The organism is Celeribacter arenosi (genome assembly GCF_039539485.1).
In the GTDB taxonomy this organism is placed as follows: Bacteria; Pseudomonadota; Alphaproteobacteria; order Rhodobacterales; family Rhodobacteraceae; genus Celeribacter; species Celeribacter arenosi.
The window spans coordinates 100,547-114,284 of the sequence record NZ_BAABDF010000007.1 but is presented as its reverse complement, the minus strand read 5'-3'; the positions used below and the strand labels follow the sequence as shown (position 1 = coordinate 114,284).

14 protein-coding genes are annotated in these 13,738 nt (G+C 58.1%); 5 read left to right on the top strand and 9 right to left on the bottom strand.

Annotated elements, in window-relative coordinates; translation table 11 throughout:
* Positions 1 to 12: 12 nt before the first annotated feature.
* Positions 13 to 279 carry a hypothetical protein gene (locus ABD815_RS08185; RefSeq protein WP_344846185.1) on the bottom strand — a complete coding sequence of 89 codons (267 nt, stop codon included), beginning with the start codon at positions 277 to 279 and terminating at the stop codon, positions 13 to 15.
* 20 nt (positions 280 to 299) lie between these two features.
* Positions 300 to 671, bottom strand: a complete 372-nt coding sequence (locus tag ABD815_RS08180) for a hypothetical protein (RefSeq protein WP_344846183.1) — start codon at positions 669 to 671, stop codon at positions 300 to 302.
* A gap of 105 nt (positions 672 to 776) precedes the next feature.
* On the opposite strand from ABD815_RS08180, the gene ABD815_RS08175 reads away from it, so the two are divergent.
* Together ABD815_RS08175 and ABD815_RS08170 are read left to right on the top strand one after the other, a co-directional pair.
* Positions 777 to 1,334, top strand: coding sequence for a hypothetical protein (locus tag ABD815_RS08175; RefSeq protein WP_344846181.1), 558 nt, complete (start codon positions 777 to 779; stop codon positions 1,332 to 1,334).
* Positions 1,335 to 1,419: 85 nt separating this feature from the next.
* Entirely contained in the window at positions 1,420 to 2,898 is a 1,479-nt protein-coding gene (locus ABD815_RS08170; protein WP_344846180.1) for an NAD-dependent succinate-semialdehyde dehydrogenase, read from the top strand.
* A 4-nt stretch (positions 2,899 to 2,902) separates the two neighbouring features.
* On the opposite strand, the gene ABD815_RS08165 is transcribed toward ABD815_RS08170, so the two are convergent.
* Entirely contained in the window at positions 2,903 to 4,111 is a 1,209-nt protein-coding gene (locus tag ABD815_RS08165) for an aminotransferase-like domain-containing protein (RefSeq protein ID WP_344846178.1), read from the bottom strand.
* Positions 4,112 to 4,277: 166 nt separating this feature from the next.
* Between ABD815_RS08165 and ABD815_RS08160 the strand changes: the two genes are divergently transcribed.
* Entirely contained in the window at positions 4,278 to 6,431 is a 2,154-nt protein-coding gene (locus ABD815_RS08160) for an esterase-like activity of phytase family protein (RefSeq protein ID WP_344846176.1), read from the top strand.
* Positions 6,432 to 6,516: 85 nt separating this feature from the next.
* Here ABD815_RS08160 and ABD815_RS08155 read toward each other — a convergent pair whose 3' ends face one another.
* The 5 genes from ABD815_RS08155 to ABD815_RS08135 all read right to left on the bottom strand — a co-directional run bounded on the left by ABD815_RS08155 (position 6,517) and on the right by ABD815_RS08135 (position 11,765).
* Positions 6,517 to 6,987, bottom strand: a complete 471-nt coding sequence (locus ABD815_RS08155; protein WP_344846175.1) for an Hsp20 family protein — start codon at positions 6,985 to 6,987, stop codon at positions 6,517 to 6,519.
* Between the two features lie 125 nt (positions 6,988 to 7,112).
* On the bottom strand, positions 7,113 to 7,892 hold the full coding sequence (locus ABD815_RS08150; protein WP_344846173.1) for a trypsin-like serine peptidase: 780 nt from the start codon (positions 7,890 to 7,892) through the stop codon (positions 7,113 to 7,115).
* Positions 7,893 to 7,951: 59 nt separating this feature from the next.
* Entirely contained in the window at positions 7,952 to 9,235 is a 1,284-nt protein-coding gene (glcF, locus tag ABD815_RS08145) for a glycolate oxidase subunit GlcF (RefSeq protein WP_344846171.1), read from the bottom strand.
* Positions 9,235 to 10,332 (bottom strand): FAD-binding protein, encoded by a 1,098-nt coding sequence (locus tag ABD815_RS08140; protein ID WP_344846169.1) that lies wholly within the window; start codon positions 10,330 to 10,332, stop codon positions 9,235 to 9,237. Before ABD815_RS08140 ends, glcF begins: the two co-directional genes overlap by 1 nt.
* Positions 10,329 to 11,765, bottom strand: a complete 1,437-nt coding sequence (locus ABD815_RS08135) for an FAD-linked oxidase C-terminal domain-containing protein (protein WP_344846166.1) — start codon at positions 11,763 to 11,765, stop codon at positions 10,329 to 10,331. The genes ABD815_RS08140 and ABD815_RS08135 overlap by 4 nt, the downstream gene beginning before the upstream one ends.
* 88 nt (positions 11,766 to 11,853) lie before the next feature.
* Here ABD815_RS08135 and ABD815_RS08130 point away from each other — a divergent pair, with 88 nt between their 5' ends.
* Complete coding sequence (locus ABD815_RS08130; RefSeq protein ID WP_344846164.1) at positions 11,854 to 12,549, top strand: DUF599 domain-containing protein; 696 nt, start codon at positions 11,854 to 11,856, stop codon at positions 12,547 to 12,549.
* Complete coding sequence (locus tag ABD815_RS08125; protein WP_344846161.1) at positions 12,546 to 12,899, top strand: hypothetical protein; 354 nt, start codon at positions 12,546 to 12,548, stop codon at positions 12,897 to 12,899. The genes ABD815_RS08130 and ABD815_RS08125 overlap by 4 nt, the downstream gene beginning before the upstream one ends.
* Before the next feature lie 6 nt (positions 12,900 to 12,905).
* Here ABD815_RS08125 and ABD815_RS08120 read toward each other — a convergent pair whose 3' ends face one another.
* Positions 12,906 to 13,715, bottom strand: coding sequence for a tyrosine-protein kinase family protein (locus ABD815_RS08120; RefSeq protein ID WP_344846158.1), 810 nt, complete (start codon positions 13,713 to 13,715; stop codon positions 12,906 to 12,908).
* Positions 13,716 to 13,738: the final 23 nt, after the last annotated feature.

Below are 13,738 nucleotides of genomic sequence, written 5' to 3'. Positions count from 1 at the left end.
CGGCGGGTGCCTTCAGGAGAAGTTCATAATGTAAAATATCACGCAGAATGCGATCAATGGCAGGACGTAAACGAGTAGGAGAAGCTTAGGAAGGAAAGATTTCTCATAGGCGTCCATCCCCTCTTTTACATAGGTATCCAGATCGCCGATTGAACCCTCTTCGGCCCATTCATCTTCGAGCCGTTCGCGTGTGAGCGAGCGCACATAGAGGACAAGGAGCCCATAGAGAACGCTCAGCGCAATGAACCCAATGATGAGAAAGCGAAAGAACCCGACCAACACCGATCCCCTTTTTCGTTTCAACCGCGGCCTTGCCGCACGATATCGCGGGCGCGGGCATCTTCGATCTGTCTGGCGAGGCTATACCATGACAACGCCAGAATGGGACCCCAGATCAGGACTGCGTAGGCAGATCGTATCAGGAAATACCACATCACGGCAAACGGACGGACCTCAATTAAGGTCAGGCTCGCTCCGCCGCCCAAAATTCTGAGTGCTGCAAAGAGCGCGGCCCCCACAATGACCAACACGACTGCGGAGATCAAAACCGCGCGCGCCAGTTGTCGGTGAGATCGCGTGCCGCGTGGCGCCAAGACATGGGGCAACACCCAACCGAGCACAGCGAGCAAAGCGACGGGCAGAACGACCGTGATCCAGAAATTGCCATTCACTGTTTTTCCTCCCTGCATCTACCGGTGCCTGTCACGGCTGTTCGTTTCACTTTTAGGGTAAGAGATTGTACAATTGTCAGACACTAAAATGAATGGAGCATTCCCATGTCTCATTTGCGCACTGCCGCCTTCGCAATGATCTTCGCAGCATCCCCAGCACTGGGCGACGATGTCACCGATACTTTGGATAGCGCGATGGCGGCCTATGCCGACGGCGACATTTCCTACGCGATCGAAGAACTCGATTATGCCAAACAGCTTTTGCAGAGCATGCAGACCGGCGCGCTCGCCGATTTCCTGCCTGAGGCACCTGACGGTTGGAGCCGTGAAGATGATAGCGAACTGGGTGCAGGCATGGCCATGTTCGGAGGCGGCACGGGGGCAAGTGCGCGCTACTTCAACGACGCAGGTGAGGAATACACACTGACCATCCTTGCCGACAGTCCGATGATCACCATGATGAGCGGCATGATCACCAATGCGGCGATGATGGGCCTCAAAATGGAACGGGTCGGGCGTGAAAAATTTGTGAACCAAGACGGCGAACTGTCAGGATTGATCGGCAACCGCATTCTGGTTCAGGCCTCGGGCGCGGACATCGAAACCATGAAAAATGCGCTCGGGCAAATCGACTATAAGGCGCTCGGCTCATTTGGCGAATGATCGGAACCTTATTGTACGCATCTAGTTGATATGGACAGCCGACCTTCGGGGTGGTTACTTCCCAATCTGACTGCAGGAGCAACCCATGTCCGTATCCGTTTCCGATAGCCTATCCGCCCGCCTCGCCGACCCCGAACTACTCTGCGGCTACGCATTGGTTGACGGGGCGCTGGTTGGCGGTGCCTCCGGAGCGACCTTTGAGGTGACGAACCCTGCCACGGGCGAGGTCATCGCCAATGTGGCCGATCTGGACCGCGCGGATGTGGCCAAAGCCATTTCTGCCGCAAAGACGGCGCAGAAAGAATGGGCTGCGCGCACGGGCAAGGATCGCGCGGGCATTTTGCGCAAATGGCATGATCTCATGGTCGCGGCGAAAGACGACCTCGCCCTCATTTTGACCTCCGAACAGGGGAAACCTTTGAGCGAGGCGGCGGGCGAAATCCTCTACGGGGCATCCTACGTGGAATGGTTCGGCGAAGAGGCAAAGCGCGTTTACGGCGAGACCATTCCCGGGCACCAACCTGACAAACGGATCATGGTTATTCGCCAACCCGTCGGCGTCGCGGCCTCTATCACGCCGTGGAATTTCCCCAACGCTATGATCGCGCGAAAGGTCGCGCCCGCCCTCGCCGCCGGTTGCACATTCGTCGCACGTCCCGCCGAACTTACGCCTTTATCGGCGATCGCCATGGGAGTTCTCGCCCAACGCGCCGGCGTCCCCGCAGGTGTCTTTAACGTGGTTCCCTCATCTGATTCCTCCGCAATAGGCAAAGAGTTTTGCGAGAATGAGGACGTGCGAAAAATCACCTTCACCGGATCGACCCGCGTGGGGCGTATCCTTCTCGAACAGGCGGCCCCTCAGGTCAAAAAAGTATCCATGGAACTGGGTGGCAATGCCCCGTTTATCGTATTTGATGACGCAGACCTCGACGCTGCCGTCGAGGGCGCGATGCAATGCAAATTCCGCAATAACGGCCAGACCTGCGTCTGTGCCAACCGGATTTACGTGCAGGACGGCGTCTATGATGCTTTCGCCGAAAAGCTCGCCGATGCGGTACGGGCCCTGAAAATCGGCGACGGCGCGGAGGCAGGCACTGACATCGGCCCGCTCATCAACACAGCGGCGGTCGAAAAATTCAACGACCATATCGCCGATGCCAAATCAAAGGGCGCGCAGGTGAAACTGTCGTGCACAACCGGTCTGGGGGGCACTTTCGTGGCGCCGACCATCATGACCGGCATCACGCAGGATATGAAAGTCGCCAAGGAAGAGACCTTTGCGCCCCTCGCCCCGCTTTTCCGTTTTTCCGACGAGGACGAAGTGATCGCGATGGCCAACGACACGATCTTTGGCCTCGCATCCTATTTCTTCGCGCGCGATCTTAGCCGCGTCTACAAGGTCGCCGAAGCGTTGGAATACGGGATCGTCGGGGTGAACACCGGCATCATCTCGACCGAAGTCGCTCCCTTTGGCGGGGTCAAACAATCGGGCATGGGCCGCGAAGGGTCACGCCACGGGATCGATGACTATCTGGAGATGAAGTACATCTGCATGTCCGTTTAGGTGCTCAGAGCGCGGCGCGAATTACTTTGGCGAGCCGCGCGATCCCTTCGTTGATTACTGAGGGTCCCGACATCGAAAAATTCAGACGCAGCGTGTTTGTGTTCGAGCCGTCGGCATAAAATGCCTGCCCGGGAACAAAGGCGACGTTCGCCTTCAGGGCGTCTTTGAGTAAGCTTTTTCCATCTATTCCGCGTGGCAGGGTGAGCCAGACAAACATCCCGCCCTCAGGCTCCACCCATGTCACGCCATCCGGCATCTCGCGCGCGAGTGCGTCGAGCATGGCATGCATGCGGGCGCCATAGTTTTCGCGCAGAATTCCAACGTGACTGTCGAAAACCTTGCGCGCCACCTCGTTCACAACGATCTGGTTCAGCGTCGCCGTTTGTAGGTCGGCTGCTTGCTTGGTCAGCACCAGACGGTCGATGACGGGTTTGGCCGCAACGACCCAGCCAACGCGCAAACCCGGTGCCAGCGTTTTGGAGAATGAGCCGAGGTAGATGGTGCGACACGCATTGATATCGCCGGTCTCGGCCATTTCGAGTGCGAGGATCGGCGGTATGGGTTTTCCGTCATACCGCAGGGCCTGATAGGCCGCGTCTTCGATGACCGCGCAGTCGAGCGATCTGGCCCTCTCCAACACAGCGCGCCTTTCCTCCAACCTCATCGTGACGCCGGTCGGGTTGGCGAAATCCGGTGAAACATAGGCGAACTTCACGCGCCCGCCCGCCTCTTTGGCCACCGATGCGATGTCTTCAGACGCGCGGTTATCAGCGGGATCTAGGCGATCAAAGCGCGGCTCATAGGCGTTGAACGCGCCCAATGCGCCGAGATAGGTCGGCCATCCGACCAAGGCCGTGTCATTTTTGTTGAGGAATATCTTGCCGAGGTAATCCAGTGCCTGTTGGGAACCCGCCGTGACCAGAATGTTGTCGCGCGAACAGGTCACGCCGAGTGAGGCCATGTGATCGGCAATCCAGTCGCGCAGCGGCGTGTAACCCTCGGATGTCGCGTATTGCAACGATATGCCCGCCGCGCCGTCTTCCATGGCATGTGCAAAGGCGTCCGCGAAGGCTTCTCTGGGGAAAAGCGCGGGGTCGGGGATGCCCCCTGCAAAAGAAATGATATCGGGCTGGTCGAGAAGTTTCAGCAACTCGCGGATTTCTGATGCGGTCATGCGTTCGGTGCGATCCGCAAAGATATCGGACAGGGTCATGTAAATTCCTCCGCGAGCAGAGTTCGGTGGAACCGTGCGGTAAGTCAATATTGCTGACATAAATCGTGATGCAATCACACGTCATGAAATTGCAATAAATCCGTCACCAAAGCGATACAGCCAAACGCGACACCCTTTCGCGGATAATCAAACCCCGGGGGACTCAATGAAACACCACCTGCATCTTGCAGTATCGGTTCTCGCGCTCTGTTCTGGCGCAGCGCAGGCCGAGATGAATTTTAACCGTATCGCGTCTTTTGAAACCACGCTCAACATGGCCAGCGGCGAAGACAAACAGCGCGAAACCTCTGCCGAAATTATCGCGACTTCCGGCGACGGCATGACATTGATCTATACCGACAGCCCTCTCGGCGTGATCGGATTGATCGACATTTCCGATCCAGGCAATCCTGCCCCCCTCGGCAACATCGCACTGCCGGGTGAACCGACGTCCGTTGCGGTCAAAGACAACATGGCTTTCGTGGGCGTGAACACGTCCAAGGATTACATCGAAACCTCCGGCGAAGTTGTGGTGATCGACCTCGTCACAAAGGAAATCACCGGTTCCTGTGCGCTCGGTGGTCAGCCTGATTCCGTGGCAATCTCGAAAGATGGCAGCTTTGTCTCGGTCGCAATCGAAAATGAACGTGACGAAGACCTTGGAGACGGTCGCACCGGCCAGATGCCCGCCGGTTTTCTCGCCATGGTGACCCTCACTGACGCAGGCTGTGGCGATGTGAAGGTGGTCGATCTAACCGGCCTCGCCGAGGTATCGCCGGAAGACCCCGAACCGGAATTCGTCGACATCAACGCCGAGGGCGAAACGATCATCACGATGCAGGAGAATAACCACCTCGTCATCGTCGCCGCCGATGGGAGTATCGTGAACCACTTTTCTGCCGGCACTGTCGACCTCGAAGGGATCGACGCGACGGACGAACGCGCCGCATTGGTGTTCACAGAGAGCCAGATAGGTCGCAAACGGGAACCCGATGCAGTCAAATGGATCGACTCCGACCACTTTGGCATTGCCAACGAAGGTGACATGGACGGGGGATCACGCGGCTGGACCATTTTCAAAAAAGACGGGACTCTGGTCTATGAAGCAGGCGTTTCGTTCGAACATGCCCTTGTCCAGATCGGGCACTACCCTGACAAGCGCTCTGATGCCAAAGGGGTTGAGCCCGAATCCATCGAGTTCAACACCTTCGACGGCACACCCATGGTGTTTGTCGGCTCCGAGCGTGGCTCAGCGGTTGGCGTTTACGATGTTTCCGACCTCGCAGCACCCGTGTTGAAACAAATCCTGCCTTCAGGCATCGGACCAGAGGGCTATGTGACCATCCCGTCGCGCAATCTTCTTATCTCCGCCAATGAAACCGACCTGATCGAAGACGGAGGCGTGCGTGCACATGTCATGATCTACGAGCGCAGCGAAGGCGCGGCGGCCTATCCGACGTTGACCTCGCAGGGCGCGGACACGCTCATCGGGTGGGGCGCGATTTCTGGCATGGTGGCTGGCGAAGGCCATACCATCTATGCAGTGAACGACAGCTTTTATGGCTATCAGCCGACGATCTTCACCATCGACGCCAGCATGAAACCAGCACGTATCACAAATGCGCTGCCGGTTGTCCGCTCTGGCATGCCGGCGCAAAAGCTCGACATGGAGGGCATCACGCTCGATGGCGAGGGCGGATTCTGGGTCGCATCCGAGGGCCGCACCGACCGCGTCATTCCCCATGCGCTCTACCACGTGAACGCCAAGGGCGAGATCAAGGAAGAAATCGGTCTGCCTGCCGAACTGATGGCGGTCGAAAAACGGTTTGGCTTTGAGGGCATCACCAAGATTGGCGACACCCTATGGATGGCGGTGCAGCGTGAATGGGGCGAAGATCCGGAAAACACGGTGAAACTCGTCGCCTATAACATCGAAAGCGGTGAATGGGGCGCAGTCCGCTATGCCAAGGCAGAACCGGAAACCGGTTGGGTTGGCCTATCCGAAATCGTCGCCCATGGTGATTACGTTTACGTCGTCGAACGTGACAATCAGATCGGGTCGGCGGCCGTGACCAAAAAAATCTATCGCATCCCTGCTGGGGAAATGGTGCCTGCCCCACTGGGGGGCGACCTGCCCGTTGTGTCAAAGGAAGAGGTCCGCGACCTGATACCTGATCTGGCCTCTTTCGGCGGCTATGTCGTGGATAAAGTCGAAGGCCTCGCGATCACTTCGGATGGAGAGATGTTTGTCTCCACAGACAATGACGGTGTCGATGACAGCTCTGGCGAAACCTTCTTTTGGTCCATCGGTAAGATGTAACTCACCCAAATCACCAACATGCGAACGCCCGCCAAATTCGGCGGGCGTTTTCTATCTTAGGGACCAATCGGCCCTCATGGCGACATCAGACTTCGACGGTCTCGATGGCTTTTGTGTCCACCGTATCGCCATTTGCGATCTGGATGCGCCGCGGTTTCAGGGCTTCTGGCACCTCGCGGGTGAGGTCGATATGGAGCATGCCGTTTTCATGGGCCGCGCCGGTCACCTTAACGTGGTCGGCGAGATGGAAACGACGTTCGAATGCACGGTTGGCGATGCCGCGATGCAGGTAGGTTTTCCCAACCTGCTCTTCGCTTTCGGCTTTGCGTGCCGAAACGACCAGCGCATTTTCGCGTTGCTCGATTGTAATGTCTTCGGTTGAGAAACCTGCCACGGCGAGCGAGATGCGCCATGCATCTTCATCGGTTTTCTCGATGTTGTAGGGGGGGTAGCTTGGCTGTGCGATGTCTTGGGTCAAAACCCGATCCATCAGTTCTGCAATTTGGTCGAAACCGACAGTTGCACGGTGCAATGGGGTCATATCAAAATGACGCATGGTATCCTCCTATGAGCGATCCTTGGTTGATGCCTTCCCTTTGAGGGACAGGCGATATACCGGACCCGAATAGTGGCGTCCGATACCCAAGATTTGGGAAGGATTTGATCTATTTCAAGAGGTCGCTAGCGGACAAGATCACCGACGAGTCGGATGTCTGTGACAAGAGCGGTGCGCGCGAGAGGTGCGTTTTGCCGCGAGGCAATCTGGTCATTCTCAACCTGCGTGAGAAGATCCAGGAAACCGCCGTCGAGCGCCGCCCCGAGAGCCACGTGTTTACCCAGATAGCGCGCCTTGGACGAAACAATCGAAACCAGACGGCGATCCGCGCCCTGCCCTTCAAAAATCGGCGCGCCCGACGACCCGAACCCGACTTCGCAAGTCGTCACCACAACACCACCCTGACGGGCCAGAACACGGCAGCTTTCCTGCAGAGACGGGCGGTCAACGCGGTCCATCGCATAGGACACGATGCTCACGTCCGTGCCGCGAATTGGGACACCTGATGACGGGACGACGGCGCCGAGTTCAATTGGCTCGGACAGAACGACCAACGCGATATCATGGACGAGGCGATCACGGGGTCCGGTGGATGCCGAGTATTTGGGATCGGTGTAGAGAGCGGCGGCTTGATGGTTTCCACCGCCTTGGGCGAGTGAAAAACGCACGCTGCCGGGACGATGAGGCGCACCTGTCATCTGATCGTAGACGCAATGGGCCGCCGTCACCACGTAACGCTCTGAAATCAACGTGCCGGTGCAAAAACTCTGACCCGCGAAATCAAGGCGCCCGACCGCAGACCAACCTTTCCCCGCATCCGTCATCATGAACGGACGCAAAAGCGTGTCTGCCGCAGCGGGCATTGCGGTCACGAGAGCAAATACGAGGGCGATTAGGTGTTTCATGCGATCCCCATAGGTTCAGGGATCATGGTTAATTCGCCATCAGGGCGCGAATGTGGCGTCTATATGGACAATTTGGGCGGCATAGGCCCTCCCGTTGCCCAGTCCAGCAATTCCACCGTATGCACCACCGGCACCGTCATGCCTGATCCGATCTGCATGATGCATCCGATATTTCCTGCCGCAACGACGTCTGGTGAACGCTCCGAAATATTTTTTATTTTCCGCGACTTGAGCTCTTTTGATATCTCTGGCTGGAGGAGGTTATAGGTGCCGGCGGACCCGCAGCACAGGTGACTATCGCGCGGTTCAACCACCTCGAATCCAACGCGTTTTAGCAGGTCTTTCGGATAGGTCTTGATCTGCTGACCGTGCTGCAATGAACACGCCGCGTGATACGCCACCCGCAGGTTCTGGGTCCCTTGTGGAAGCTCGAGCTGCATCAGCAGTTCCGACACGTCCATGGCGATTCCCGCGATTTTCGCCGCGTCATCAGCCAATGGATCCATGCGGAACATGTGGCCATAGTCTTTCACGGTGGTGCCGCAGCCGGATGTGTTGATGACAATCGCGTCGAGGCCCTCATCCGCCATTTCACCAGTCCACGCTCGAATATTGCGCGCCGCCGATGCGTGGCTGTCGCGCTCTTTGCCCATATGATGGGTAATGGCACCACAGCAGCCCGCGCCCTTTGCGACGACGACCTCACATCCCAACCGCGTGAGCAGACGGATGGTGGCGTCATTGATGTCGGTGTCGAGTGCCTTTTGCGCGCATCCCGTCAGGAGGGCGACACGTTTGACGCGCTCCCCCTTGGCCTTGAAAACCTGTGCATCGTCGTTGCGGGACACCGGTGGAATTTGTTTGGGAGCCATCTCCAACATGGCTTGGAGGCGTGGATCAGGGAGCAAATGTCTAAAGGGTCGCGCCAGCTTGGCCCCGAAAAGGGCGAGGCGAAACCGGGAAGGATGGGGAATAATCCGCGCGAGCGTCCAGCGCAGAAATCGATCCATCAGCGGCCGTTTGTAGGTCTTTTCCACGTGCACACGCGCATGGTCGATCAGGTGCATATAGTGAACGCCCGATGGGCAGGTCGTCATACAGGCGAGGCAGGACAGGCAGCGATCAAGATGTTTGACCGTGCGCGCATCCGCCGGACGGTCATTTTCCAGCATATCCTTGATGAGGTAAATGCGCCCGCGCGGGCTGTCGAGTTCATCCCCCAGAACTGCATAGGTCGGACAGGTCGCCGTGCAAAATCCGCAATGCACACAAGAGCGCAGTATCTCATTGGCCCGCGCAATTGCCGGATCGCGCAACTGTTCTTGTGAAAACTGCGTCTGCATTAGCCCATGAGTCCCGGATTGAGTTTTTGTGAGGGGTCGAATTTGCGACGGAGCGCGGAGGACAGCTTTGCAACACCCGCTCTTTCGGGATGAAAGGTCCCGACTGTGGCACGAATTTGTGGTGACGCGCAGATCAGGGTGGCATGGCCGTCAAAATCCCCCAATTGTTCACGCAATTTCGTGCCCTCGGGAACACGCATCCAAATTCGCCCGCCGCCCCAGTCGTAGAGCACCTCTTGCGCGCCCGCACGCTCGACAAGATCAGGCGCAGCGCTCGGCCGGACCGAGAGGCACCAGATATCGCCCTCTTGGCGCGCAAGTGTCGATGGATCCGCGCAGGCCGCCCACTCCACATCAAGAACAGTCCAACTCCCCATCGAGCCGAGCCGCTGGCGCAGGGCCGCCAACCGTTCAACCACGGATGTGCGGATACCTTCGAGACGGATCACAGTCTGCCCACCGCCGCGATGCATCGCACCGGACACATCGAGCGGTGCCGTCAAGGCCGCCGACATTGCCGCCACGGCATCTGAATCCGATAGTCCATCAGCCGCCAAGAGCACCACGGCCTCCGATTTTGGCGCAACTTTCAGGCTGACTTCGGTGATGACACCGAGCGTGCCGTGACTGCCGGAAACAAGTTTCGCGAGGTCGTAGCCCGTGACATTCTTCATCACCCGACCGCCGTTTTTGACGACCATTCCGGTTCCGTCCACGAAACGAGCGCCGAGCACGAAATCGCGGCATGCCCCTGCCTTTACCCGCCGGCTCCCCGAGGCGTTCGTGGCCACAACACCGCCGATGGTCGGCACGCCTGCTGATCCAACCATTGGCCGCATATCCAAGGGCTCGAATGGAAGTATCTGGTTTTCATCGGCCAGTGCCGCCTCGATATCCGCCATCGGAGTGCCCGCGCGGACCACCATCGTCAGGGTGCCGGGTTCATACATGGTTATCCCCGACAATCCGCCGGTTTCGAGCGGGGTCCCCTGACTAAGCACTCCGCGAGTGCCACCTCCGCGGATGGAAAACGGTCCGCCTGCGCGGATCATATCGGCCAGCTCGCTTTCACTTTGTGGGTGGAGTGCTTCGCTCACGCTTCCCTCCTGCGCTCGGCGCTCGCCGTAAGAGGAAAGACCTTTGCAGGGTTGAGCATCCACATGGGGTCAAACGCGTCTTTAACGCGCATCTGCGCCTCCAGATCGGCGGTCGAAAATTGGTGATACATCAGGTCTCGCTTTTCGATGCCCACGCCGTGTTCGCCCGTCAGGCAACCGCCCACATCTACACAGAGTTTGAGGATTTCTGCGCCCAGCGCCTCGGCGCTAGCCAGTTGTTCAGGCACATTGGCATCGAACACAATGAGGGGGTGCATATTGCCGTCGCCCGCATGGAAAACATTGCCCACCATATGCCCGTACTCCTTACCGAGCTCTCCGATCCTGTTGAGAACTTCGGGCAGTTTCCCGACCGGAATGGTGCCGTCGAGGCAAATGTAATCGCCCATTTGCCCCATGGCGCCAAAGGCGGATTTACGGCCGAGCCAGATACGCGCACTTTCCTCAGCACTCGCACTTTCGCGGATAGCGACCGGATTGTGACGCCGCGCAATTTCGATAATGCGCGCGAGTTGGTCGGCCTGTTCCTGCTCCGATCCTTCGACTTCGACGATGAGGAGAGCTTCGCAATCGGGATAGCCCGCCTGGACGAAATTCTCCGCCGCCTGAAGGATTGGTCGATCCATGAATTCGATGGCAACGGGGTTCAGACCCGCACGGATGATGTCCGCCACACAGGCGCCCGCAACATCGTTGCTGTCGAACCCGAAAAGAACAGGTCGCGCCCCTTCCGGTTTTGGCAAAATGCGCAGCGTGGCTTCGGTCACGACGCCCAACTGACCTTCCGACCCGCATATGACGCCCAAAAGATCGAGTCCACCGGCGTCCATATGCGCGCCGCCAATCTCAACCACCTCACCATCAGCGAGGACCATTTTGACACCGAGGAGATTGTTGGTCGTGACGCCATATTTCAGGCAATGCGCCCCGCCGGAATTCATTGCGATATTGCCCGCGATTGCACATGCCAATTGGCTGGAAGGATCGGGTGCATAGAAGAACCCGAGATGTTCAACGGCACCGGATACGGAGAGGTTGGTCATGCCGGTCTGCACGCGGATAAACCGATCGTCGGTGTTGATTTCCAAAACATCGCGCAGACGCGCCACGCCCAAGATGACGGAGTCCGCCGTAGGTAATGCGCCGCCCGCGAGCGACGTGCCGGAACCACGCGGAACAACCGGGACGCCCATTTCGTGGCAGATTGCGAGGATGCGGGACACCTCCTCCGTCGTGCTGGGCAAAACGGCGGCAAGAGGCGCGCACCGATAGACCGTCAGCGCGTCACATTCGTAGGCTTTGACCTCTTCGGGCGCATCAATAACGGCGTCATGTGGAAGCACCTCACGCAAGCGGGCGACGAGTTCCTGTTTGCGCGCGAGTACCTGCGCGTTCGGGCGTGGCATCTCCAAGGGAACTGTCCTCTACTCAACATTGGTAAGTTTTTATAACCAATTTTTCCCGCTGACAAGCCATTCCCCGCCGCGTAAGTCTTTCTGCATGCAGTTCCTCGATCAACTCCACTACTTCACGGTGCTCGACGGCGTTGCAGTCGGGCTCTTGCTATTCACATGGATCGTGGCGGGGTTTCTCATCGAGAACCCGCCAAAGTCACGGCCATCGACCTCTGTTCTCGTCGCTGAATACCGGCGCAAATGGATGGTTGAGATGATTACACGGCAGCCGCGAATTTTCGACGCAACCATTCTCGACAGCCTCAGACAAGGCACAGCCTTTTTCGGATCGGCCTGCCTCATCGCGATTGGGGGCGGGCTCGCCGCCATGTCCAACGCCGAGCGCCTGAAAGGAATTGCCGACGATCTGACCCTCTCCGCGCCTGCCGTGATTTGGGAAATGAAAATCCTGCTGGCGCTCGTTCTCATCACAAACGCCTTTTTGAAATTCATCTGGTCAAACCGGCTCTTCGGATATTGCGGCGTCGTCATGGCGTCAGTGCCAAATGACATTGAAAATCCGGTGACCCGCGCCCGCGCGGACAAGGCGGCCGAGTTGAACATTGCCGCCGCGCGCGCATTCAACCGCGGACTGCGCGCCGTCTATTTTGCGCTCGGCGCACTTGGCTGGCTGCTTGGGGGTGCCGCGCTCATTGGTGCGACGGTCGTGACGGTCACAATCCTGTTTCGCCGCGAATTCACCTCCGCTTCACGTGAAGTTCTGCTAAGATCAGAAGAATGAGATGGCTTGCGATCCTGATTTCTGTGATTGGCGCTGCTGCTATGGCGGACCCGCCGGAAATCCGCGCGGTTGATGCAACGATGTCTGAGGGCACGTGGCGGTTTGATGTCACGCTCCTGCACCCGGATAGCGGTTGGGATCATTACGCTGATGCATGGGAGGTCCGAACACCGGACGGCACACTGATCGGGACACGGACCCTCGCGCATCCACATGTCAACGAACAACCGTTCACGCGATCGCTCGGTGCACTTAAAATCCCCGCAGGGTTGGACGAGGTTATCATTCGCGCGCAATGTTCAGTGGATGGTTGGAGTGCGCATGAAACGCGCGTGCCCCTGAAAAACTGAGCCGCGCTACTCCGACTTTGACCGCGCGCTATCCACGACAGCATTCAAAACCACGCCAAGAACGTTCGTGTGCTCTGCAATCTCGCGTTCGCAAGTGTCGAACTGATTATATCGCGTGGCGTTTGCACGCACCACGATCAGCGCGCAATCGACGTTCTTGAGAAACGCCCGCGTGTCATCGTTCACCAGAACAGACGGCAAATCGAAAATCATGATGTCGGGTTTGTAAGTGGCCTCGATGCTCTCGATCACCTCCGCCGTGCCCTCGGAAAGCAGCGTGCGGGTCGGATCCTTGTCAGGGTCGCGCGCCATGGAAACGGCAACATTGTCGCCAATGCGCAGAGCCTGATCGGCGAAATCCACTTCACCCGACAAAACGTCACCAATGCTACGTTCCGGCTTGGTGCCAAACAGCTCGTGGACAGAAGGGCTGCGCAGGTCGAGATCGAGGATGATTGAGCGAAGATCCTTTTGGCGTCCCAGACCCAACGCGAGGTTGCACGCAGTCGTGGACTTTCCAGAGTTCGGCATGGGCGAGGTAATCGCCAGACGCTTCCACCCGTTCTGACGCATTTGCAGAAAGACCTTGGTGCGCAGAATGTCGAAAGGCGTGGCCGCCAAACCCGCCTCACGTGTCACCAACCGATGCATCTCTAGATTTGGCGCATCGAGATCGAGCGGCTTGAGCGCGGCCCAGAGGGCGTCGCGCTCCGACTGGCCGGGTTTGCCGGCGCGCACTTTGGGGGTCTTGGCACGTGGCGCGGTCCCGGTGCGCGACTCGCGCGCTTTGTCCAATGCGGCTTGCAGTTTTTCCATGGTCTGAACTCTCGTTTGCCGCA